Below are 21,746 nucleotides of genomic sequence, written 5' to 3' on the forward strand. Positions count from 1 at the left end.
GAGGACACTATCATGCTACATTTAATGAAGCTAGAATTGAAAAAGTTTAAGCTTGGTTGGTACGTGAAGAGAGCAATTATTGCAAATGTTTTTATACTGGCATTAATGATCTTTGTGAGCATCATCGCTCAAGTAGAAGGTGATGCAGAAATAAGGAATCCAGAGACGATATTGTTAATGGCTAGCGCAATAGTAAGAGCAACGTTTATTATTTTTGGTAGTGTATTAATCGCAAGGCTAATAATTGGTGAATATAAAAATAAAACAATACTACTTATGTTTTCTTATCCTATTAACCGAAAGAAAATGATGGCTAGTAAGTTGGCTATTACAGCGATAGTAACATTTATAACAGTTATTGTATCTAACATTTTAGTAGTAGGAATTTTCTTTGGGATAGATAGTTATTTTTCAATTCTTCCTAATTCATTCACAGTAGATCAATTGATGCAAGAAGGAATAAAATTAGTTCCTTTAGCCATTGCAACTGCGGGAATGAGTTTAATCCCATTATATTTCGGAATGCGTAAACGTTCCGTGCCAACTACAATTGTTTCATCTCTTATCGTTGTCTCAATTGCAATGAATAGCAACCCATCGTTTTCTACAGCAACTTTTCTTCCTCTTCAACTAGCATTGGCAGCAATTGGAGTTGTGATTGCGTATTACGGCATTAAAAATATAGAGAAGGAAGATATAGCAGTATGATAAGAATACGTAAAAGGAGTTGGTGTTATACTAACTCCTTTTTTGTATATATATGCTTCGTTACTACTCTGTAAATTTAGAGTGTTTACTTAAATAATCTTGTACTCCTGGAGAAATGTTAAAGTTATTTGGACTTTTATATTCGATAGTAAACTCTCCGTCAGTACTTGTTTTAAAGGAGATCGCATAGCTATTCATTTTAGCATCGTAAGAAGTATTTTTGACTACCGCATCTAAATCGAAGTATTTTGTAATATATTCTTTTGATTCCGTAATTGCTACTTGTTTTCCCCAAGGGGTACCATAATAGGTGAAATAAAGAGATACACTAATAACTCCAATAAGAGAAGTTAGTAAAATAGTTCCCATAGCTATTTTTTTATTTTTTGTATTCAATTTGGTTACTCCTCTTCGTAATATGTATTCATTTTAACCTATCTTTTCCATAAAACAACCATTAAGAAAAAATAGTTTCACATGAAACAAGTTACAGAAAAAGACAAGATGTGTAAACACCTTGTCTTTTTTGTCGTTACATTTTAGGAGCTTCCATTCCAGCCGCAGCCCATTCTTCTTTTGCGGGGCCATATACGCCAGGAACTGTTAAGCCAGCTTGTCGCATTAAAACCGTCATTTGTCCGCGGTGGTGATTTTGATGATTAATGAGTGTCATTAAAAATATAGAATTCGGCATAGGGCGACCAAAGAAGTCATTAATAGTAGCTAAGTCTTTATCAGTCCATTTACTTTGAAGTGTTTCAACAAAAGCCGCGTTTACTTTACGGTATTCATCTGCAATTGTTTTTGCAGAAGTTGGAACAGGATAATCTTTCGATTCTCCTTCAAACTTTAGCCCTGTGCCAGATAGTATAACAGGAATTGCCGTCACGATATGCCAAGCAACTCTTCCTAAAGTCCAATGTTCAGGTGCAATTTCTTGTGATAAAGATGCATCGGTTAATGAATCAAGCATTTTCTGAGTAGACTCTGCTTCGTATGTCCATGATTGCAAGAAGCCGTCAATGGTTTGGTACATAGTTATCCCTCCTATTTTTGTTCATAGATTAAATTCGTGAGAGATAATATAATCCCTGTTCCACAAGAAATAATTAATTAAGGATTGCTACAATATGAAAACAATTGGAAAATATTTGTAAAAGTGTCAGGAAACGAATGTGCTCATTCGTATATATAATGAATAAAGAATGGGATAAAGAGTGGTGATAAGGGTGAAGGATATAGAAATAGTAGAAGGTCTTCGAAAACAAGATATGTTAGCATTACATACAGCAATTGATCGATATGGAGATTTAATTTATAAGGTAGTTCATAGTATTTTAGATACGGCACAGAGTAAGGTGTTAACGGTTGTATGTGTTTTTTATGGATCGTTATTATAATGAAGTTGATTTAAAAGTATGTGTATGGAATGAAGTAGCTTATATGAAAACAATATTAGACCGTAAAGGTGGAAGTGAGTTTCTGCATATAAAGTATAAAAATGATAAAGAATACGTATTATTGGGAAATGCTGATGATTACAGAGAGTTATTTCAAATAGTAGGTAGGTTGAAAATAGCGAATGGAATAGAATTGAGATTACAAGATAAGAAATTAAAGAGAAAGTTAACTTTAAAACGAAGTGTGCTCAATATAATCATGTATTCACTTGTTATATATATTATGTACAAAGCCTATATTAATTTTATGCCATAATAGGAAAAGACGGCTTCACATATATGAAGCCGTCTTTTAATTAACTTTCTTCCCACTCTTCCTCATCAACCATAAGAAATAAGGTGCTCCAAGTACAGCAACGACAAGACCAGAAGGAATTTCTTTCGGATATGCGATTGTACGTCCAAGTAAGTCAGCAACAGAAAGAAGGATTGCTCCAAATAGTGCTGAACAAACGAATAGTCTTTGATGATTCATACCAACAACAATTCTTGCTAAGTGAGGTGCGACAAGGCCTAAAAAGGCAATTGTACCGACAGCAGCGATATTTACTGATGCAAGTAGTGTCGCTAGCACAATTAGAGCAAGCCGTGTCTTATTTACTGGTTGCCCAAGTCCAGTTGCTAAATCGTCTCCAAGTACGAGAACGTCAAGTTGTTTTATTAAGAAAAAGATAATGAATACAAGAATTAGAGATGGATATAGAATGATATTTTCTAAGTGATTCCATCCTCTTGCATACGTACTGCCAGATAACCATGTTAAAGCAGCGGCAACATTCAAATTGGCTCTAACGATAAAGATTTGAATAATTGCTGAGCCAAGCGCAGAAATACCAATCCCTATTAAAGCGAGAGCTGTTGGACTAAATCCTGATTTCCATGAAAAGAAGAGGACAATTCCTACTGCAAGTAGTCCTCCGATAAATGCACCAATTGGTAGAAAGAAACCAGGAAGTGCAGGAAAGACATACATAATAGTTAAAGCACCAACACCAGCTCCCGATGAAATACCAATAATAGAAGGATCGGCAAGTGGATTTCGTAATATACCTTGGAAAACAAGCCCACTTATTGCAAGGCATGCGCCAGCAATAGCAGCAACGAGCATTCTTGGTAAACGAAGATTCATCATCATATTTTTATCAAATTGTGTTAATTGACCTGATATAACATTTATAATGCTTTCGATATAAGCGTTACTACCGATTGTAACACCAAGAGCAATCGTCACAATACAAAGTGTGATAGATATAATGATTACCTTTTTATAAGAGTAATAGCGGGAACTAGCTCCAGCTGCATTCGCACCGTTATCATTCATATATTGTTTCGACTTCATCATTCGATACACTAAGTAAATAAGCCAAGGAGATCCAATCATTGCTGTGACTGCCCCAACAGGAAGTTCTGCACCGGTTGGATCTATTAATCTACCGACAACATCTGCTCCAAGCAATAATACTGCCCCCCATAAGAAAGAAGAGAGAAGAAGAGTAAAGTGTTGACGGTATCCGATAAGGCGCATTAAATGAGGTGCAACTAAGCCGACAAAGCCAATTGGTCCAACAACAGTAACAATTACTGCTGTTAAAAAGATTGCAGCAATGAAGGCGATAAGACGTGTTACTGCTGTTTTTTCACCAAGAGAAATAGCAACATCATCACCAAGTAAGAGAATGTTGAGTTTACGAGACATAAATAGTAAAACTAGGAAAGAAATAATGATAAATGGAAAAGCAAATTGAACGCCATCCCAGTTATTTTGAATAAGAGAGCCAGCTCCCCATAAAAATAAACCAGCTGTTTCATTTTCATAGAAAAGCTGCATCGTTCCGGTAAAGGCAGAGAGCATTAATGTAACGACCATACCAGCTAATGCCATTCTAAGTGGGGTTCCCTTTTTTCCACCAGAAATACGGTATACAAATAAAGCAGTAATAGCACCGCCGATAAATGTGAACAGAAGAGAATTAATTTGTAAACCTTTCGGTAAGAAAATTGTAGCCGCTACTAGAAAGAAATATGCGCCAGAGTGAATACCCATTGTACTGGATTCAGCAAGTGGATTTTTCGTTAACGTTTGTAAAATAACCCCTGATGCAGCAAGAGCGCCTCCAGCTAAAATGGCAATTACAGCTCTAGGTAATCGAAGCATGATTAAAGTTTGATGTTCTAGCGATTGGTTCGGTGAGATAAGAGCATCAATAATCATACTATAGGAAATGTTTGCTTGACCTTGTCCGATATGAATAAAGAAAAGGAGGAGCAAGAGAGCTGCTCCTCCTCCGAATACAAGACTTGCTCGAAGTGTATGTTTTAGGCTATTCATCGTGTAATCACTTCTTCGCTGTCATTACATCTGCTACTTGTGTTGCTAAAGATGTTGCAGACTCAGGACCACCGAAAATCCAAGTGTCGCCTTTTAATTTATACATTTTGTTTTCTTTTTTGAACTTTAATTCTTCCCAAGCAGGGTTGCCTTTTAGTTGCGTGTCAAAAATGTTATCTTCATCCGCTACAATGTAAATGAAGTTTGAATCTTGTACACTTTGTAATGATTCTACAGTTGTTTGTTTAAAACCATCTGGCTCAGATTTTCCTGCTTCAAAAGTATTTGTTAGACCTAATTTTTTTGTAACTTGTAAAGCTAAAGAATTGTCAGTTAAGATACGGAATGTTGGTACGTTTTTAGCAGTAAATGCTTGTGCCATTGCGATGTTTTTATCTTTTAAGTCTGCTTTCTCAATTTTTGCTTTTGCATCAGCGAATGCTTTATCCATATCAGCTAATACTTTTTTACCTTCTTCTTCTTTTCCAACTGCTTTTGCAATTTGTTTAAATGTTTCTGTCATTTCAGCAAAGTGATCGTTATTGCTTGTTGATGGATCAAACATAACTGTTGGTGCAATTTGCTCTAATTCATTTTTAATTGCTTTACCACGGAATGAAGCTGTAATAATTAAGTCTGGTTTTAAACGGCTAATTTCTTCTAAGTTTGGTTGTTGACGTGTCCCTACATCTACAACATCTTTACTCGGTTTTGTTTTTGTATTTACCCATTTATTATAATTCTTAATGTCTGCCATCCCTACTGGCTGAACACCAAGTGCTAATAAGTCTTCAGAATATACCCACTCAAGTACAACTACTTTTTTTGCTGGTTTATCTAACTTCGTTTCCCCTTCAGCGTGTTTAATTGTTATAGCTTGATTTTTATTGTCCGCTTTTGTTTCTTTTTTCTCCTCTTTTTGCTGTCCGCATCCAACTGCGAATAGAAGAACTACTATGAAAATACTGAGAATTTTCTTCATCTTCTGCCCCCAAATTAAGTGTTTTTTGTAACTAGTACCATAAGTGAAAATGGTTATCAATTACAACACCCAAATCATACTATGAGGATATTTTAAGTGTCAATATATTTTTAAAATTTTGACGAAAAATAACGAACTATACGGATTTTTATATATTATAGTCGCTATTTATGAAGAATAAGCCTCTTTACTAAAAATATTGGCGAATGTGGAAAGTTTAAATGGGAAAGTGGCTGTGTACGATAGTGTAATGTGTATTGTTAATAGTCTGTGGAGATAAGGCGAAAGTACAAGCAAAAGGAGAGTGAATCGCATGTAATAATTACTAGAATGTATGGAGGAAATCTGTGTTTTATCCCCAACTAGGCAAAGTATTTCTTTGTTATTTAGATAGGTGTTTTTTAAGTCGGTGATTGCGCTAAAAAGATCGAATGTAAAGGAAGTGATCAACATGTCTTCATGGAGCAATAACGTAAATGGATATTGTGGGTGTAATAATCAAAATGGTGTACATGTTGATTCATGCTGTTTTAGTTGCGATGGGACAGTTCCTAAGGTTGGTCCAACCGGTCCGACGGGGGCAACAGGAGCAACAGGCCCAACGGGGGCGACAGGAGTAACAGGCGACACAGGTCCAACGGGAGCGACAGGAATAACAGGGGCAACGGGTCCAACAGGAGCGACAGGAATAACAGGAGCAACAGGCCCAACGGGAGCGACAGGAATAACAGGGGCAACGGGAGCAACAGGAGCGACAGGAATAACAGGAGCAACAGGCCCAACAGGAGCAACGGGTTCAACGGGGGCGACAGGGGTAACAGGCGACACAGGCCCAACAGGAGCAACAGGCCCAACAGGAATAACAGGGGCAACGGGTCCAACGGGGGCGACAGGAGTAACGGGTCCAACGGGAGCGACAGGCCCAACAGGCGATACAGGTCCAACAGGAGCAACAGGCACAAGTATAACGGCAACATACGCCTTTGCAAATAATACGTCGGGTACAGCAATATCGGTACTACTAGGTGGAACAAATGTCCCGCTTCCAAACAATCAGAATATCGGTCCAGGTATTACAGTGTCTGGGGGGAACACAGTATTTACGGCTGCAAATGCAGGGAATTATTATATTTCATATTCAATTAATATAACGGCTGCATTATTAGTTAGTTCACGAATTACAATTAATGGGGCACCGCTTGCTGGGACTATTAATTCTCCTGCATTAGCAACGACATCATTTAGTGCGACAATTATTACGACTCTTGCGGCGGGGAGTGCAATTAGTTTGCAATTATTTGGTTTGTTAGCTGTTGCGACATTATCAACAACTACCCCAGGAGCGGTATTAACAATTATAAGATTAAGTTAATGAAGTAAAGCATAGTTATATAAAAGTCAGAATATTATGATTGTAACGTTATGGTGACTATAATATAATGAAAATAACCATCATGAATGAACATTCATTTATTTTTTATGTATTTGAAGGGGGAATGAAGGTGGAAAAACCATGGTTGAAAAGTTATCCAGAGGAAATTCCTAGTACGATTTCTTATGATATTCAGCCGCTTTATAGATATGTAGAACAGATGGCATCTCGCTACCCAGAAAAGAAAGCGCTTCACTTTTTAGGGAAGGATATTACGTTTTCGGACTTCCATGATAAGGTGAAGCGGTTTGCAAATTATCTTCAAAAGCTCGGTGTGGAAAAGGGTGATCGAGTTGCTATTATGTTGCCAAATTGTCCGCAAGCTGTAATTGGTTATTACGGCACATTACTTGCGGGAGGTATCGTAGTACAAACAAATCCACTGTATACAGAAAGAGAATTAGAATATCAGCTTCATGACTCGGGAGCAAAAGTAATTCTTTGTCTCGATTTAGTGTTTCCAAGAGTAACGAATGTTCAATCTGCTACAAAAATTGAGCATATTATCGTAACTCGTATTGCAGACTTTTTACCATTCCCTAAAAATCTATTGTATCCATTTGTGCAGAAAAAACAGTCGAATTTAGTTGTGAAAGTATCAGAGAGTGAAACGATTCATCTTTGGAATTCAGTAGAAAAAGAAGTGAATACGAATGTTGAGGTGCCTTGTGATCCTGAAAATGATCTAGCCCTTTTACAGTACACAGGAGGAACAACCGGATTTCCGAAAGGAGTTATGTTAACGCATAAAAACCTCGTCTCTAACACGTTAATGGGAGTTCAATGGTTATATAATTGCAAAGAAGGAGAAGAAGTCGTTCTTGGGGTTCTTCCATTTTTCCATGTTTATGGCATGACAGCTGTTATGAATTTAAGTATTATGCAAGGATACAAAATGGTCCTTATTCCAAAGTTTGATATGAAAATGGTTTTTGAAGCGATTAAGAAGCATAAAGTGACATTGTTTCCAGGGGCACCAACTATTTATATCGCTCTTTTAAATAGTCCGCTTTTAAAAGAATACGATATTTCTTCTATTCGTGCTTGTATTAGTGGATCAGCACCACTGCCAGTAGAAGTACAGGAAAAGTTCGAAAAAGTTACAGGTGGTAAACTAGTAGAGGGATATGGTTTAACAGAATCCTCTCCGGTTACACATAGTAATTTTTTATGGGAAAAGCGAGTGCCAGGTAGCATCGGAGTTCCGTGGCCAGATACAGAAGCAATCATTATGTCGCTTGAAACTGGTGAGGCATTACAGCCAGGAGAAATAGGGGAAATTGTAGTGAAAGGCCCTCAAATTATGAAAGGATATTGGAATAAGCCAGAGGAAACAGCGGCTGTATTGCAAGATGGCTGGCTCCATACAGGTGATGTTGGCTACATGGATGAAGATGGATTCTTCTATGTAAAAGATCGCAAGAAAGATATGATTGTCGCGAGTGGATTTAATGTGTATCCTCGTGAAGTTGAAGAAGTATTATATGAGCATGAAAAAGTGCAAGAAGTAGTGACAATTGGAGTTCCAGATCCGTACCGAGGAGAGACAGTTAAAGCATTTGTTGTGTTAAAAGAAGGTACGGAGTGCTCTGAGGAAGAATTAAATCAGTTTGCACGTAAATATTTAGCGGCTTATAAAGTGCCGAAAGTATATGAGTTTAGAGATGAATTGCCAAAAACGACAGTAGGGAAAATTTTACGCCGTGTTCTAATAGATGAAGAGAAGAGAAAGAATGAGGATGAGCAAACGGGCTAAGGCCCTTTCTTTTTGAAAAAATAGGATTGACACTTTTCTAAATAGTCAGTATTATAAGAATATGAATGACTATTCATTCAGTCATCTTCTTGAAGGGGACAGTAAAGTGAAGAAAAATAGACCGAAATACAATCAAATTATTGATGCGGCAGTCATTGTGATTGCGGAGAATGGGTACCACCAAGCGCAAGTTTCTAAAATCGCAAAGCAAGCTGGGGTAGCTGATGGCACGATTTATTTATATTTTAAAAATAAAGAAGATATATTAATATCCTTATTCCAAGAGAAGATGGGAGAATTTGTCGAAACAATTCGTCAAAAAACAGCAGGAATTGAAAGCGCTGTATCGAAGTTATTCATGTTGGTAGAAACGCACTTCTTGCTGTTGTCGCAAAATGATCCTCTTGCTATCGTTACGCAATTAGAGCTAAGGCAGTCCAATCAAGACTTGCGCCTTAAAATAAATGAAGTATTAAAAGGCTACTTACAAGTTATGGATGAGATTTTAGAGACTGGTATAAAACAAGGTGAATTTCAAGCAGATTTAAATGTTCGCGTGGCAAGACAAATGATCTTTGGAACAGTAGATGAAGTTGTGACCAATTGGGTAATGAGCGATCATAAGTATGATCTGGTCGCACTTTCAAAAACGGTACACGGGCTACTTATTGCAGCTTGTGGTTATCGTCAATAATGGGAGGGATCATGTTGAAATTCCTATCTGTAAGAGTTGAAGATCATATCGCGGTGGCGACGTTAAATCACGCACCAGCGAATGCGATGTCTTCACAAGTTATGCATGACGTTACTGAATTAATTGATCAAGTGGAAAAGGATGATAACATTCGTGTTGTTGTTATTCACGGTGAAGGACGTTTCTTCTCAGCAGGAGCAGATATTAAAGAATTTACATCTGTTACTGAAGCGAAGCAAGCAACAGAATTAGCACAGCTTGGACAAGTTACGTTTGAGCGTGTTGAAAAATGTTCAAAACCAGTTATTGCGGCAATTCATGGAGCGGCACTGGGCGGCGGCCTTGAGTTTGCTATGTCTTGCCACATGCGCTTTGCAACTGAAAGTGCAAAACTTGGTTTACCTGAATTAACACTTGGATTAATTCCTGGCTTTGCAGGTACACAGCGTTTACCACGTTATGTTGGGAAAGCGAAAGCTTGTGAAATGATGTTAACAAGTACACCAATTACTGGTGCAGAAGCATTAAAGTGGGGACTTGTTAACGGATTGTTCTCTGAAGAATCTCTTTTAGATGATACGCTTAAAGTTGCAAAACAAATTGCTGGAAAAAGTCCAGCAACAACTCGCGCTGTACTAGAGTTATTGCAAACGACAAAATCGTCTCATTACTATGAAGGTGTACAACGTGAATCACAAATTTTTGGTGAAGTATTTACGAGTGAAGATGGAAGAGAAGGTGTAGCCGCATTTTTAGAAAAGCGTAAACCTTCATTTAGTGGCAGGTAGTTCAATTATTTTTTTAATATAAATTAACAGAAAATTAAAATTGATAGAATCTTTCTGAAAAAACAAGGGGGTAAATGGAATGAACATCTACGTACTCATGAAACGAACATTTGATACAGAAGAAAAAATCGTAATTAAAAACGGTGCAATTTACGATGGCGAAGCGGAATTCATCATCAACCCTTACGATGAATATGCAATTGAAGAAGCAATTCAAGTAAGAGACGCACAAGGTGGAGAAGTTACAGTTGTAACAGTCGGTGGCGAAGATAGTGAGAAAGAACTTCGTACTGCATTAGCAATGGGCTGTGATAAAGCGGTATTAATTAATATTGAAGATGATGTAGAAAATGGTGACCAGTTCACGACAGCAAAAGTACTTGCTGAGTATTTAAAAGATAAAGATGCAGATTTAATTTTAGGCGGAAACGTTGCAATTGATGGTGCATCTGGACAAGTAGGGCCACGCGTAGCTGAAGCGTTAAATATTCCATATGTAACGACAATTACAAAACTTGAAATTGACGGTACAAATGTGAAGATTGAGCGTGATGTTGAAGGTGATACAGAAGTGATTGCAACTTCATTACCAGTTTTAGTAACAGCACAGCAAGGTTTAAATGAACCGCGTTATCCATCGCTTCCAGGTATTATGAAAGCGAAGAAAAAGCCGCTAGAAGAATTAGAATTAGATGATTTAGATTTAGAAGAAGATGATGTGGAAGCAAAGACAAAAACAATTGAAATCTATTTGCCTCCTAAGAAAGATGCAGGAAAAGTGTTACAAGGCGAGCTGCAAGATCAAGTAAAAGAACTTGTATCGTTGCTCCATACAGAAGCGAAAGTAATCTAATAAAATACGAAATTATATATGCAGGAGGGAAAATCTATGGCTCGTAAAGTATTAGTAATGGGTGAAGTTCGTGATGGATCGCTACGTAACGTTTCTTTTGAAGCGGTAGCAGCAGCAAAAACAATTGCAGAAGGCGGTGAAGTAGTAGGTCTTCTAATTGGAGACAGCGTTGCCTCTTTTGCAAATGAATTGATTCATTACGGTGCAGATCGCGTTGTGACAGTTGAAAATGATAAATTAAAATCATATACATCTGATGGTTATGCACAAGCGTTTTTAGCTGTACATGCTGAAGAAAATCCAGAAGGTATCGTTTTTGGACATACAGCACTTGGTAAAGATTTATCACCAAAATTAGCAGCGAAGCTTGAAGCTGGTTTAGTTTCTGACGTAACTGCTTTAGAGGTTGAAGGTGGAAATGTTATCTTCACTCGTCCAATTTACTCTGGTAAAGCATTCGAGAAGAAGATTGTAACAGACGGCATCTTATTTGCGACAGTGCGTCCAAATAACATTGCAACTCTGGAAAAAGATGAGTCTCGCAGCGGTGACGTATCTTCTATTACAGTTGATGTGAAAGATTTACGTACAATCATTCAAGATGTTGTCCGTAAAACAGCAGAAGGTGTGGATCTTTCTGAAGCAAAAGTTATTATCGCTGGCGGACGTGGTGTGAAGAGTGAAGAAGGCTTTAAGCCATTAAAAGAGTTAGCAGACGTACTAGGCGGCGCTGTTGGAGCATCTCGTGGTGCTTGTGACGCTGAATACTGTGATTACTCATTACAAATTGGTCAAACTGGTAAAGTTGTTACGCCAGACTTATACATTGCATGTGGTATTTCTGGTGCGATTCAGCATTTAGCAGGTATGTCTAACTCAAAAATAATCGTTGCGATTAATAAAGATCCAGAAGCAAGTATCTTTAAAGTAGCTGACTATGGTATTGTCGGTGACTTATTCGAAGTTGTACCTCTTTTAACAGAAGAGCTTAAAAAGTTAAAAGTACATTCATGATTTAAGTACCCTTGAGTTCCAAGTGAAGTACCCCTATATATAGAAAAAGGTGAGAGATCCCCTGTCTCTCATCTTTTTAGTATTTAATCCGTATTTTTATATAGTATAAAGGAACATTTTTTTGTTACAATACATAACGATACATATTATTCGCCACGTATATAAGTTAATGATATACTCTTGGTAGAATATACTTGAAGGAGGAAATAAAATGGCAATTGTAAACGCAAATGACCAAAGCTTCGCAGCAGAAACTAGCGAAGGTGTTGTATTATTAGATTTCTGGGCACCTTGGTGTGGACCTTGTAAAATGATCGCTCCTGTATTAGAGGAAATTGATGCAGAACTAGGCGAAAAAGTAAAAGTAGTAAAAGTAGACGTTGATGAAAACCAAGAAACGGCTCGTCAATTCGAAGTAATGAGCATTCCAGCTCTTTTCGTATTAAAAGACGGTAAAGTAGTTGATCAAGCGTTAGGTTACAAACCGAAAGAAGCGTTAGTAGAATTAGTTTCTAAACACTTCTAAAATAAAAAAAGCTACCATTTGGTAGCTTTTTTTATTTTCTTTTTTACAGTCTTTCCGTTACAATAAAAGAACGTATGTTGGGTGTTTGGGCATAGTATGTTTTCAAGGGAAAATAAAAATGCTAAGTATGTAGAAATGGAGGGAGACGAGTGCACGAACATTTGAAAGAGAAGTTGGCTATTTTACCAGATCAACCTGGTTGTTATTTGATGAAAGATAAGCAAGGAACGGTTATATATGTCGGAAAGGCAAAAGTGCTTAAAAATCGTGTGCGCTCGTACTTTACTGGTTCACATGATGGGAAAACACTGCGGCTTGTAGGAGAAATTGTTGATTTTGAATATATTGTAACCTCTTCGAATTTAGAAGCACTTATTTTAGAGTTAAATCTAATTAAAAAATATGATCCGAAATATAATATTCAATTAAAAGATGATAAAACATATCCTTTTATTAAAATTACGGCGGAGAAGCAACCGCGCTTACTCATTACTCGAAACGTAAAAAAGGATAAAGGGAAATATTTTGGTCCTTATCCAAATGCACAATCTGCTCATGAAACGAAAAAACTGCTAGATCGTATGTATCCACTTCGGAAATGCACGAATATGCCAGATAAAGTTTGTTTGTATTATCATATGGGTCAATGTTTAGCGCCTTGTGTGAAAGAAGTGACGGAAGAACAAAATAAAGAAATTGTAGATGAAATTATTAAGTTTTTAAATGGTGGACATAAAGAAGTTCGTTCAGAACTAGAAATAAAAATGTATGAGGCCTCAGAGAAACTAGAGTTTGAACGTGCAAAAGAGTTGCGTGATCAAATTGCTCATATTGATGCGATTATGGAAAAACAAAAGATGATTATGAGTGACTTAGTAGATCGTGATGTGTTTGGATATGCAGTGGATAAAGGATGGATGTGTGTTCAAGTTTTCTTCGTTCGAAAAGGAAAGCTAATTGAACGTGATGTTTCTATGTTTCCAATTTACGATGAACCAGAAGAGGGTTTTTTAACGTTTATCGGCCAATTTTATGAAAACAGTAGTCATTTTAAGCCGAAGGAAATTGTCGTTCCAGGAAGTATAGACTCGGAATTAGTAGAGCGCTTTTTAGAAGTGGAAGCGACGCAGCCGAAACGTGGTAAGAAAAAAGACCTTGTAGAATTGGCAAATAAAAATGCGAAGATTGCTCTTGAAGAGAAGTTTTACTTAATTGAACGTGATGAAGAACGAACGATTAAAGCGGTAGATCATTTAGGGAAGCAGCTTGGGATTGAAACGCCGTATCGTATTGAAGCGTTTGATAACTCAAATATTCAAGGAACAAATCCCGTTTCTGCAATGATTGCTTTTATCGATGGGAAACCGGCGAAGAAAGAGTATCGAAAATATAAAATTAAAACGGTTCAAGGGCCAGATGATTATGAGTCTATGAGAGAAGTTGTGAGGCGCCGTTATACAAGGGCGCTTAAAGAAAATTCACCTTTACCTGATTTGATTATTATTGATGGAGGAAAAGGCCATCTAGCGGCTGCAAGTGATATTTTAGAGAATGAGCTCGGATTATATATTCCGATGGCAGGTCTTGTAAAAGATGATAAACATAAAACCTCCCATTTAATTATTGGGGATCCACCGGAACCTGTGATGCTTGAGAGAAATAGCCAAGAATTTTATTTATTGCAGCGTATTCAAGATGAGGTGCATCGATTTGCGATTACATTCCATCGTCAATTACATGGGAAATCTGTCATTCAATCAGCATTGGATGATATTCCAGGAATCGGTGATAAACGGAAAAAGGTATTGTTAAAACATTTTGGTTCATTAAAGAAGATGAAAGAAGCTTCTATAGAGGAATTTGTCGAAGCGGGTATGCCGAAAAATGTCGCGGAGACGATTTATACGTATTTAACAGATAAGAAGACGTTGTAGTTTACAACGTCTTCTGTTTTTTGGTATAATTTCTGAAGATTTAAAATAAACTCATCTGAATGAAAATACAAAAAAGTCAACTAAACTGATATGTCTAGTTGACTGTAGGTAATGCTTACACTTCAATGAGATCTTTTATATCCCATTTTACAAGAAATGTAATAGAGTCAGAACGTTTTTTCTTTTCTTCGTATGACTCTGCAACGACGTTCCGTTGCTTTTGGATTTGTTCAGCGATGAATCCGGCTTCTAGTTGATAAGAAGAATGTCGTTTTTGTTTTTGACGTTCTGCGATGAGTGTGCCTTTAAGTTGGAACTGCATTTCACGACGCTTATGTTCAACAATGCTTAAAGTGCCCCAGCCAGCCTTTTCAAAGAACTGAATGACTTCTTCAATTGTTTCTAGCGGATATTTTCTTGCAAGGTTTCTACCAGACCAGTATAAAATACCATCTAAATCGTTGCCGATTAAATCAGGTAGTAATTCTTCACGTAGCAATTCATAAGCGAAGGCGTTCAATGAAACATCTTCTAAAGATGTTGTATCGATTGTATTTTTACTCACAATATTCCCCTCTTTCTATAGGGATTATTATATAACATTTCACATTTATAAAAACAGATTTTTCTTTAGGAAAATCTGAATATATAAGAAGAAAAAAAGAATTGGCAAATTATATGCAAATTATGTATACGTTTTCTTGACGCTTCGACAAAAATAGGAGTAAAATGAACTTGGTATCAAATTATGCTGAAATATTTCGAATAATTTTTTCAGTTTTTCTTATGCCAATAGTGAAAAAACATTATTGTCATAAACTAATCTGAAAACAGCAGTCAAACATTCAAGGGGGGTAATGGGGACATGAAAGGCCGCGAGTATACGTTTCGTAAGTGGCACTCATTAATGGGGGTCATCCCGGTTGGTGTCTTTTTGACGCAACATTTAATTGTAAACAACTTTGCAACACGAGGAGCAGAGGCTTTTAACAAAGCTGCAGGCTTTATGGAGCTCCTTCCATTCCGGTATGCGCTAGAAATTTTCATCATCTTTTTACCGATACTGTACCATGCTATATATGGCTTATATATTGCATTTACAGCTAAGAACAATGCGGTTTCTTACGGTTATTTCCGTAACTGGATGTTCGTCTTCCAAAGAATTTCAGGTATCGTTACGCTGATCTTCATTTCTTGGCACGTCTGGGAAACTCGTATTCAAGCAATGTTAGGTAAAGAGGTAAACTATGATATGATGGCAGATATTTTAAACAATCCAGCTATGTTTGCATTCTACTTAGTTGGTGTTGTTTCAACAATTTTCCACTTTGCAAATGGACTATGGACATTCTGCATCAGCTGGGGAATTACAGTATCTCCACGTTCACAAAGAATCTCTACTTATGTAACATTAGCTATTTTCTTAGGTTTATCTTATGTAGGTGTGAGTGCATTATTAGCGTTCATCGATCCACAGCTAGCAAACCAGTAAGGAGTGGGAGAGCATGAAAGGGAAACTTATAGTAGTCGGCGGTGGCTTGGCTGGCTTAATGGCAACGATTAAAGCGGCAGAAGCAGGAGTAAATGTTGAACTGTTTTCTTTAGTACCAGTAAAACGTTCACATTCTGTATGTGCTCAGGGCGGAATTAACGGTGCCGTAAATACGAAAGGTGAAGGGGATTCTCCATGGATCCACTTTGACGATACAATTTATGGTGGGGACTTCTTAGCGAACCAACCACCAGTTAAAGCAATGTGTGAAGCAGCACCTGGTATCATTCATTTAATGGACCGTATGGGTGTTATGTTCAACCGTACGGAAGAAGGACTTCTTGATTTCCGTCGATTTGGTGGAACGCAACATCACCGTACAGCATTTGCTGGTGCAACAACTGGACAGCAATTACTTTACGCATTAGATGAGCAAGTACGTCGTCACGAAGTAGCAGGACTTGTAACGAAATATGAAGGTTGGGATTTCTTACGAGCTGTTGTTGATGATGAAGGTGTGTGCCGAGGAATCGTTGCACAAGACTTACAAACTATGGAGATTAGAAGTTTCGGAGCAGATGCCGTGATTATGGCAACAGGGGGCCCTGGTATCATTTTCGGAAAATCAACAAACTCCATTATCAATACAGGTACAGCAGCTTCTGCTGTATATCAACAAGGCGCATATTATGCAAACGGTGAGTTCATTCAAATTCACCCAACGGCAATTCCTGGAGACGATAAATTACGTCTTATGAGTGAATCTGCACGTGGTGAAGGTGGACGTGTTTGGACATATAAAGATGGTAAACCATGGTACTTCTTAGAAGAAAAATATCCGGCTTACGGAAACCTTGTACCTCGTGACATCGCAACGCGTGAAATCTTTGATGTTTGCGTAGAGCAAAAACTAGGTATTAACGGTGAAAACATGGTGTACTTAGATCTTTCTCATAAAGATCCAAAAGAACTAGATATTAAACTAGGTGGAATTATTGAAATCTATGAGAAATTTACAGGGGATGATCCTCGTAAACTACCGATGAAAATCTTCCCAGCTGTTCACTATTCAATGGGCGGACTATGGGTTGATTATAAACAGATGACAAACATTCCAGGTTTATTTGCAGCAGGTGAGTGTGATTATTCTATGCACGGTGGTAACCGTCTTGGTGCGAACTCACTATTATCAGCAATTTATGGTGGTATGGTAGCAGGACCAAACGCAATTGAGTATATGAAAGGTCTTTCTAAATCATCTGATGCTGTTTCATCTACTGTATATGAGCAAAATGAATTAATCGAAACAGAGAAATTTAACAATATTTTAACGATGGATGGTAACGAAAATGCGTATGTTCTTCATAAAGAGCTTGGAGAATGGATGACAGATAACGTTACAGTAGTTCGTGAAAATAAAAAATTATTAGAAACAGATGCGAAAATTGAAGAATTAATGGCTCGTTACAAACGTATTAACATTAACGATACAGCAAGATGGAGTAACCAAGGTGCTTCATTTACACGCCAACTTGCAAATATGTTTGAGTTAGCACGTGTTATTACAATTGGCGCATATAACCGTAATGAGAGCCGTGGGGCGCATTACAAACCTGAATTCCCAAATCGTGATGATGCAAACTTCTTAAAAACTACGATGGCAAAATTTGAGGGAGAAGGAAATGCACCAGCATTCCATTACGAGGACGTTGATATTTCGTTAATTAAACCGCGTAAACGTGATTATTCTTCAAAACACGATGTAGCTGCTAAGGGTGAAGAGAAGGGGGATAAACAACATGTCTGAGAAAACAATCCGCCTCATCATTACGAGACAAGACGGGCCAGATGCGCAAGCGTTTGACCAAGAGTTTGAAATTCCATATCGTCCGAATATGAATATTATCTCAGCACTTATGGAAATTCGTCGTAATCCTGTTGATTCAAAAGGGAACCAAACAACTCCGATTGCCTGGGATATGAACTGCTTAGAGGAAGTATGTGGTGCATGTTCGATGGTGATTAACGGAAAACCACGTCAATCATGTACGGCACTTATCGATCAATTAGAGCAACCAATTCGCTTAAAACCGATGAAGACATTCCCGGTTGTACGTGACTTACAAGTTGATCGTAGTCGCATGTTTAATGCTCTAAAACGCGTTAAAGCGTGGATTCCAATTGATGGTACGTATGACCTAGGTCCAGGACCAAGAATGCCTGAGAAAAAGCGTCAATGGGCTTATGAGCTTTCAAAATGTATGACATGTGGTGTTTGCTTAGAATCATGTCCAAACGTAAACAGTAAGTCTGACTTTATTGGACCAGCACCGTTATCACAAGCTCGCTTATTCAACTCACATCCAACGGGTGAAATGCATAAAGCAGATCGCTTACGTGCAATTATGGGAGATGGAGGACTAGCAAACTGTGGTAACTCTCAAAACTGTGTGCAATCATGTCCGAAGGGTATTCCTTTAACAACTTCAATTGCGGCATTAAACCGTGATACAACAATTCAATCGTTCAAAGATTTCTTTGGTAGCGATAATAACTATTAATAAATATTGCCTCTTCATATCGAAGAGGCAATATTTATAACTTTATTTTTCTGTTTATTCTGTTTATTTCAAGGTGAAAAGGAGAGATAACAATGAAGAGGATTTCTTATATTGAAGACTTTGAGCAATGGGAAAGTGGTTTTTCGTTTTACAACCCTGTAAAGGTTCGTTTTGGTGAAGTAGATATGTTTGGACATGTAAATAATGTCGTTGCTTTTACTTATTTTGAAGAAGCTCGTATTGCGTTGTTTAAAGAACTTGGATTTATGCAAGAGTGGACACATGCATCATCAGAAACGATGATCGTTGTTGCGGATTTACAATGTAATTTTATTAAGCAAATATATTTTGATGAACAGCTGAAGGTGTATGTAAAGGCAGGATCGGTCGGGAATTCTTCTTTAGATTTACATTATATGGTGAAGAATGCAGCAGGAGAGGTTTGTTTAGTAGGTCGCGGAATGATGGTTCAAGCTTCGAAAAAAACAGGAAGAGGCGAACCATGGCCTGAAGAATGGAAGAAGAAATTACTACAATAATAGAGTGAAAGAAAAATAAGAGAGCAATTTGCTCTCTTATTTTTTGTCTTCCATCGCTTCTTCTAATGTTAAGTGATGTTTATATAGGTATGTAGCGTATGGATTACCAACGTAGCGTAAGTGCCATGGTTCATAGGCATATTCTGTTGTATCTGTTTTATCTTCTAAGTAACGAATGACAAAGCCGAATTCATGAGCATGTTCCGCGACCCATTTTCCTTCTGCTGTCTCTCCGAAGATAGGCTCTAATTGAAATTTAGCTGATTTTGAACTAATATCCATTGCTAAACCCGTTTGGTGTTCACTTGTACCAGGAATTGCGCTTACCGAATTAGCTTCGGCTTTTCCTTGACGTCTAACGTATGTATCATGCAACGATTTTTGGCGTTTGTATGAACGATAACCAGATACAGCTGTAAGATCAAGCCCTTCTTTTTTCGCAGCTTTGAACATGTTTTCAAGTGCCTCGGCAGCATCTTTGCGCAGCAATGTTTTTTCTTTATCTTTTGGACTAATAAATGGTACATTTGGTCTCGTTAAGTCTTTAGGAATGTATCCATCTGGTAGTTTTCGATGTTTATTAATTAAGACAAGATTAGATTTTGGATTTGTTACAACTGAAAAGTCATTGTCTATTTTCTTTGCATTATGATCAGCTTTTGGAAAAGCAGGAATCTCTTCTTTTTTATGGTTATTATGCTTTTGACTTTCGACAGCTTTTGCTTCATTATGTAGTGGTGTTTTAGAACCAAAGTAAGCGAAAGATGTGATCCCGATTACAATAGTAGTGGCAGAAATAATTATTATCTTTTTCATGATGCCTTGTAATCACAGTCCCTTCTTCATAAAATGTGTATTGTTTTTTTTATTATAAATCTAGTTTGTTGGAAAAGGAATATAAGAGTCATAACGTAATAGAAATGCAAAGAAAATGTCAGAAAATGTGTGAATTTGTAGTATTTTTTTATATAATTCATTTCTTATCTTTCATGATTTGCATTTTTTATGTAATATATATACATAAGAAGATGTAGCGATTATCGAGAATAAAGAACTTCTTGTATAGACTAGGAGTGAATGGGAATGGATTTTGCAACAATTATTGGACTTATTTTAGGATTTGTAGCAGTGGTAGTAGGGATGGTCGTCAAGGGCGCTGACGTAACAGCCTTATTAAATCCTGCCGCAGCATTAATTATTTTTATCGGTACATTTGCTGCAGTATGTATTGCATTTCCGATGAATCAACTAAAAAGGGTTCCAAAACTATTTAAAGTTCTTTTTGGTTCAAATAAAAAGGATTTAAGTTATGAACAGTTGCTAGAATTATTTGTTCATTGGACATCTGAAAGTAGAAAATACGGTATTTTGTCTTTAGAGCAACAATTAGACAAAATTCAAGATGAATTTCTTTTGCGCGGTATGAAATTTGTGATTGATGGCGTATCCGCAGAAGATTTAGAGCAGATTTTGGAATCTGAATTAGAAGCAATTGAAGAAAGACATGCAAAGGGAGCTGCTATTTTTTCACAAGCTGGTACGTATGCACCGACATTAGGAGTTTTAGGTGCTGTTATCGGTCTTGTAGCTGCGCTTGGTAACTTAACTGATATTGAAAAGTTAGGTCATGCTATTTCGGGTGCGTTTATTGCAACGATTTTTGGTATTTTTTCAGGTTATGTATTATGGCATCCATTTGCAAATAAGTTAAAGCAAAAATCTTCAGCTGAAATTGAGAAAAAACGTTTAATCATTGATTGTTTATTAATGTTACAAGAAGGTACATATCCGTTTATTATGAAGAACCGCATTTTAGGTGCACTTTCTGCAACTGAGCGTAAAAAGCTAGAAAAAGGAGCAGAAAAAAATGCGGAGTAAGAAAAATAGAAGAGGCAAAAAGAAAAAACATGATGAGCATATCGATGAAACGTGGTTAATCCCATATTCTGATATGTTAACGTTGTTATTTGCATTGTTTATCGTTTTATTCGCAATGAGTAGTATAGATGCTGCGAAGTTTAAACAGATGGCAGTTGCTTTTCGAAGTGAATTAGCTGGGGGAACAGGTAACAAAGAATTTTTAAGTGATCAAAAGCCAAATGATGAAAAAGAATTATCAGCAAGTAGCCTTGAGGCAGAACAAGCAAAAAAACAAGAAGAAGCTAGAGCTAAAGAAAAAAAAGAGATGGATGAATTGAAAGCATTACAAAAAAAGATTGATCAATATATTAATGAAAAACAATTATCTTCTTCTTTTCAAACTAAATTAACTGAAAAGGGATTAATGGTGACAATATTAGAAAATATACTGTTTGATTCGGGGAAAGCAGATGTGAAATTAGAATCTTTAGGGATTGCAAAAGAGATGTCTAGCTTACTTGTTTCAGCGTCACCTCGTGAAATTACAGTATCGGGTCATACGGATAATGTCCCTATTGCCAATGCGCAGTTTGCGTCGAATTGGGAATTAAGTACGCAGCGGGCAGTTAATTTTATGCAAGTATTACTGCAAAATAAAGAATTACAACCAGAAAAATTTAGTGCGATTGGATACGGAGAATACCGTTCAATTGCTCCAAACGATACACAAGAAGGAAAGGCAAAGAATAGACGTGTGGAAGTATTTATCTTGCCTTTAACAGAGAAAGTAAAATAAAAGAGGATGGCGAATGCCATCC

Annotated in this window: 22 protein-coding genes and 1 pseudogene; 17 read left to right on the forward strand and 6 right to left on the reverse strand. The window is 37.1% G+C overall.

The window, feature by feature from the left end:
* The first annotated feature begins 12 nt into the window (after positions 1-12).
* Positions 13-708 (forward strand): ABC transporter permease, encoded by a 696-nt coding sequence (locus ACTFO4_RS01815; RefSeq protein ID WP_061457740.1) that lies wholly within the window; start codon positions 13-15, stop codon positions 706-708.
* Positions 709-771: 63 nt separating this feature from the next.
* On the opposite strand, the gene ACTFO4_RS01820 is transcribed toward ACTFO4_RS01815, so the two are convergent.
* Together ACTFO4_RS01820 and ACTFO4_RS01825 are read right to left on the reverse strand one after the other, a co-directional pair.
* Positions 772-1,104: a YfjL-like protein gene (locus ACTFO4_RS01820; RefSeq protein ID WP_001093303.1), complete on the reverse strand. Its 333-nt coding sequence runs from the start codon at positions 1,102-1,104 to the stop codon at positions 772-774.
* Positions 1,105-1,240: 136 nt separating this feature from the next.
* Positions 1,241-1,744: a DinB family protein gene (locus ACTFO4_RS01825; protein ID WP_000284950.1), complete on the reverse strand. Its 504-nt coding sequence runs from the start codon at positions 1,742-1,744 to the stop codon at positions 1,241-1,243.
* A gap of 193 nt (positions 1,745-1,937) precedes the next feature.
* On the opposite strand from ACTFO4_RS01825, the gene ACTFO4_RS01830 reads away from it, so the two are divergent.
* Both ACTFO4_RS01830 and ACTFO4_RS01835 read left to right on the forward strand, forming a co-directional pair.
* Positions 1,938-2,108, forward strand: a complete 171-nt coding sequence (locus ACTFO4_RS01830) for a hypothetical protein (protein ID WP_002026384.1) — start codon at positions 1,938-1,940, stop codon at positions 2,106-2,108.
* Positions 2,074-2,424: pseudogene (locus ACTFO4_RS01835) on the forward strand (hypothetical protein); the annotation flags it as partial. The gene ACTFO4_RS01830 and the pseudogene ACTFO4_RS01835, both read left to right, overlap by 35 nt.
* Positions 2,425-2,460: 36 nt before the next feature.
* Here the strand turns inward: ACTFO4_RS01835 and fhuB are convergent.
* Together fhuB and ACTFO4_RS01845 are read right to left on the reverse strand one after the other, a co-directional pair.
* Positions 2,461-4,497 (reverse strand): Fe(3+)-hydroxamate ABC transporter permease FhuB, encoded by a 2,037-nt coding sequence (gene fhuB / locus ACTFO4_RS01840; protein WP_017674014.1) that lies wholly within the window; start codon positions 4,495-4,497, stop codon positions 2,461-2,463.
* A gap of 7 nt (positions 4,498-4,504) precedes the next feature.
* Entirely contained in the window at positions 4,505-5,479 is a 975-nt protein-coding gene (locus ACTFO4_RS01845) for an ABC transporter substrate-binding protein (protein WP_000722821.1), read from the reverse strand.
* Positions 5,480-5,930: 451 nt separating this feature from the next.
* Between ACTFO4_RS01845 and ACTFO4_RS01850 the strand changes: the two genes are divergently transcribed.
* From ACTFO4_RS01850 to uvrC, 8 genes are all read left to right on the forward strand, one after another.
* On the forward strand, positions 5,931-6,851 hold the full coding sequence (locus ACTFO4_RS01850) for a BclA C-terminal domain-containing protein (protein ID WP_440013208.1): 921 nt from the start codon (positions 5,931-5,933) through the stop codon (positions 6,849-6,851).
* Positions 6,852-6,981: 130 nt separating this feature from the next.
* Entirely contained in the window at positions 6,982-8,667 is a 1,686-nt protein-coding gene (locus tag ACTFO4_RS01855; RefSeq protein WP_061457738.1) for a long-chain-fatty-acid--CoA ligase, read from the forward strand.
* Positions 8,668-8,773: 106 nt separating this feature from the next.
* A complete protein-coding gene (locus ACTFO4_RS01860; RefSeq protein WP_000742223.1) occupies positions 8,774-9,361 on the forward strand; it encodes a TetR/AcrR family transcriptional regulator in 588 nt (195 codons plus the stop codon).
* Positions 9,362-9,372: 11 nt separating this feature from the next.
* Complete coding sequence (locus tag ACTFO4_RS01865) at positions 9,373-10,149, forward strand: enoyl-CoA hydratase (protein WP_000911292.1); 777 nt, start codon at positions 9,373-9,375, stop codon at positions 10,147-10,149.
* Between the two features lie 79 nt (positions 10,150-10,228).
* Positions 10,229-11,002, forward strand: a complete 774-nt coding sequence (gene etfB, locus ACTFO4_RS01870; RefSeq protein WP_001029028.1) for an electron transfer flavoprotein subunit beta — start codon at positions 10,229-10,231, stop codon at positions 11,000-11,002.
* A 36-nt stretch (positions 11,003-11,038) separates the two neighbouring features.
* Positions 11,039-12,016, forward strand: coding sequence for an electron transfer flavoprotein subunit alpha (etfA, locus tag ACTFO4_RS01875; protein ID WP_017674017.1), 978 nt, complete (start codon positions 11,039-11,041; stop codon positions 12,014-12,016).
* A 211-nt stretch (positions 12,017-12,227) separates the two neighbouring features.
* Entirely contained in the window at positions 12,228-12,542 is a 315-nt protein-coding gene (trxA, locus tag ACTFO4_RS01880; protein WP_001018943.1) for a thioredoxin, read from the forward strand.
* Between the two features lie 149 nt (positions 12,543-12,691).
* Positions 12,692-14,476: an excinuclease ABC subunit C gene (gene uvrC, locus ACTFO4_RS01885; protein ID WP_000544296.1), complete on the forward strand. Its 1,785-nt coding sequence runs from the start codon at positions 12,692-12,694 to the stop codon at positions 14,474-14,476.
* Between the two features lie 115 nt (positions 14,477-14,591).
* On the opposite strand, the gene ACTFO4_RS01890 is transcribed toward uvrC, so the two are convergent.
* On the reverse strand, positions 14,592-15,041 hold the full coding sequence (locus ACTFO4_RS01890; protein ID WP_000042226.1) for a YslB family protein: 450 nt from the start codon (positions 15,039-15,041) through the stop codon (positions 14,592-14,594).
* Between the two features lie 300 nt (positions 15,042-15,341).
* Here ACTFO4_RS01890 and sdhC point away from each other — a divergent pair, with 300 nt between their 5' ends.
* The 4 genes from sdhC (at position 15,342) to ACTFO4_RS01910 (ending at position 19,068) form a co-directional block, all read left to right on the forward strand.
* Complete coding sequence (gene sdhC, locus ACTFO4_RS01895; protein ID WP_000678354.1) at positions 15,342-15,968, forward strand: succinate dehydrogenase cytochrome B558; 627 nt, start codon at positions 15,342-15,344, stop codon at positions 15,966-15,968.
* 13 nt (positions 15,969-15,981) lie between these two features.
* The gene (sdhA, locus tag ACTFO4_RS01900) at positions 15,982-17,775 is read left to right on the forward strand and encodes a succinate dehydrogenase flavoprotein subunit (protein WP_000676750.1); all 1,794 of its coding nucleotides are present in this window, start codon (positions 15,982-15,984) and stop codon (positions 17,773-17,775) included.
* Positions 17,768-18,529, forward strand: a complete 762-nt coding sequence (sdhB, locus tag ACTFO4_RS01905) for a succinate dehydrogenase iron-sulfur subunit (protein ID WP_001291827.1) — start codon at positions 17,768-17,770, stop codon at positions 18,527-18,529. The genes sdhA and sdhB overlap by 8 nt, the downstream gene beginning before the upstream one ends.
* Positions 18,530-18,621: 92 nt before the next feature.
* Positions 18,622-19,068 (forward strand): acyl-CoA thioesterase, encoded by a 447-nt coding sequence (locus tag ACTFO4_RS01910; protein ID WP_000822734.1) that lies wholly within the window; start codon positions 18,622-18,624, stop codon positions 19,066-19,068.
* A gap of 36 nt (positions 19,069-19,104) precedes the next feature.
* Here the strand turns inward: ACTFO4_RS01910 and ACTFO4_RS01915 are convergent, their stop codons facing one another.
* On the reverse strand, positions 19,105-19,884 hold the full coding sequence (locus tag ACTFO4_RS01915) for a M15 family metallopeptidase (RefSeq protein WP_061457737.1): 780 nt from the start codon (positions 19,882-19,884) through the stop codon (positions 19,105-19,107).
* A 267-nt stretch (positions 19,885-20,151) separates the two neighbouring features.
* On the opposite strand from ACTFO4_RS01915, the gene motA reads away from it, so the two are divergent.
* Positions 20,152-20,946 (forward strand): flagellar motor stator protein MotA, encoded by a 795-nt coding sequence (gene motA, locus ACTFO4_RS01920; protein WP_000344859.1) that lies wholly within the window; start codon positions 20,152-20,154, stop codon positions 20,944-20,946.
* Entirely contained in the window at positions 20,936-21,724 is a 789-nt protein-coding gene (gene motB / locus ACTFO4_RS01925) for a flagellar motor protein MotB (RefSeq protein WP_001256734.1), read from the forward strand. The genes motA and motB overlap by 11 nt, the downstream gene beginning before the upstream one ends.
* Positions 21,725-21,746: the final 22 nt, after the last annotated feature.

This window comes from Bacillus cereus group sp. MYBKT14-1 (assembly GCF_051915185.1).
In the GTDB taxonomy this organism is placed as follows: Bacteria; Bacillota; Bacilli; order Bacillales; family Bacillaceae_G; genus Bacillus_A; species Bacillus_A cereus.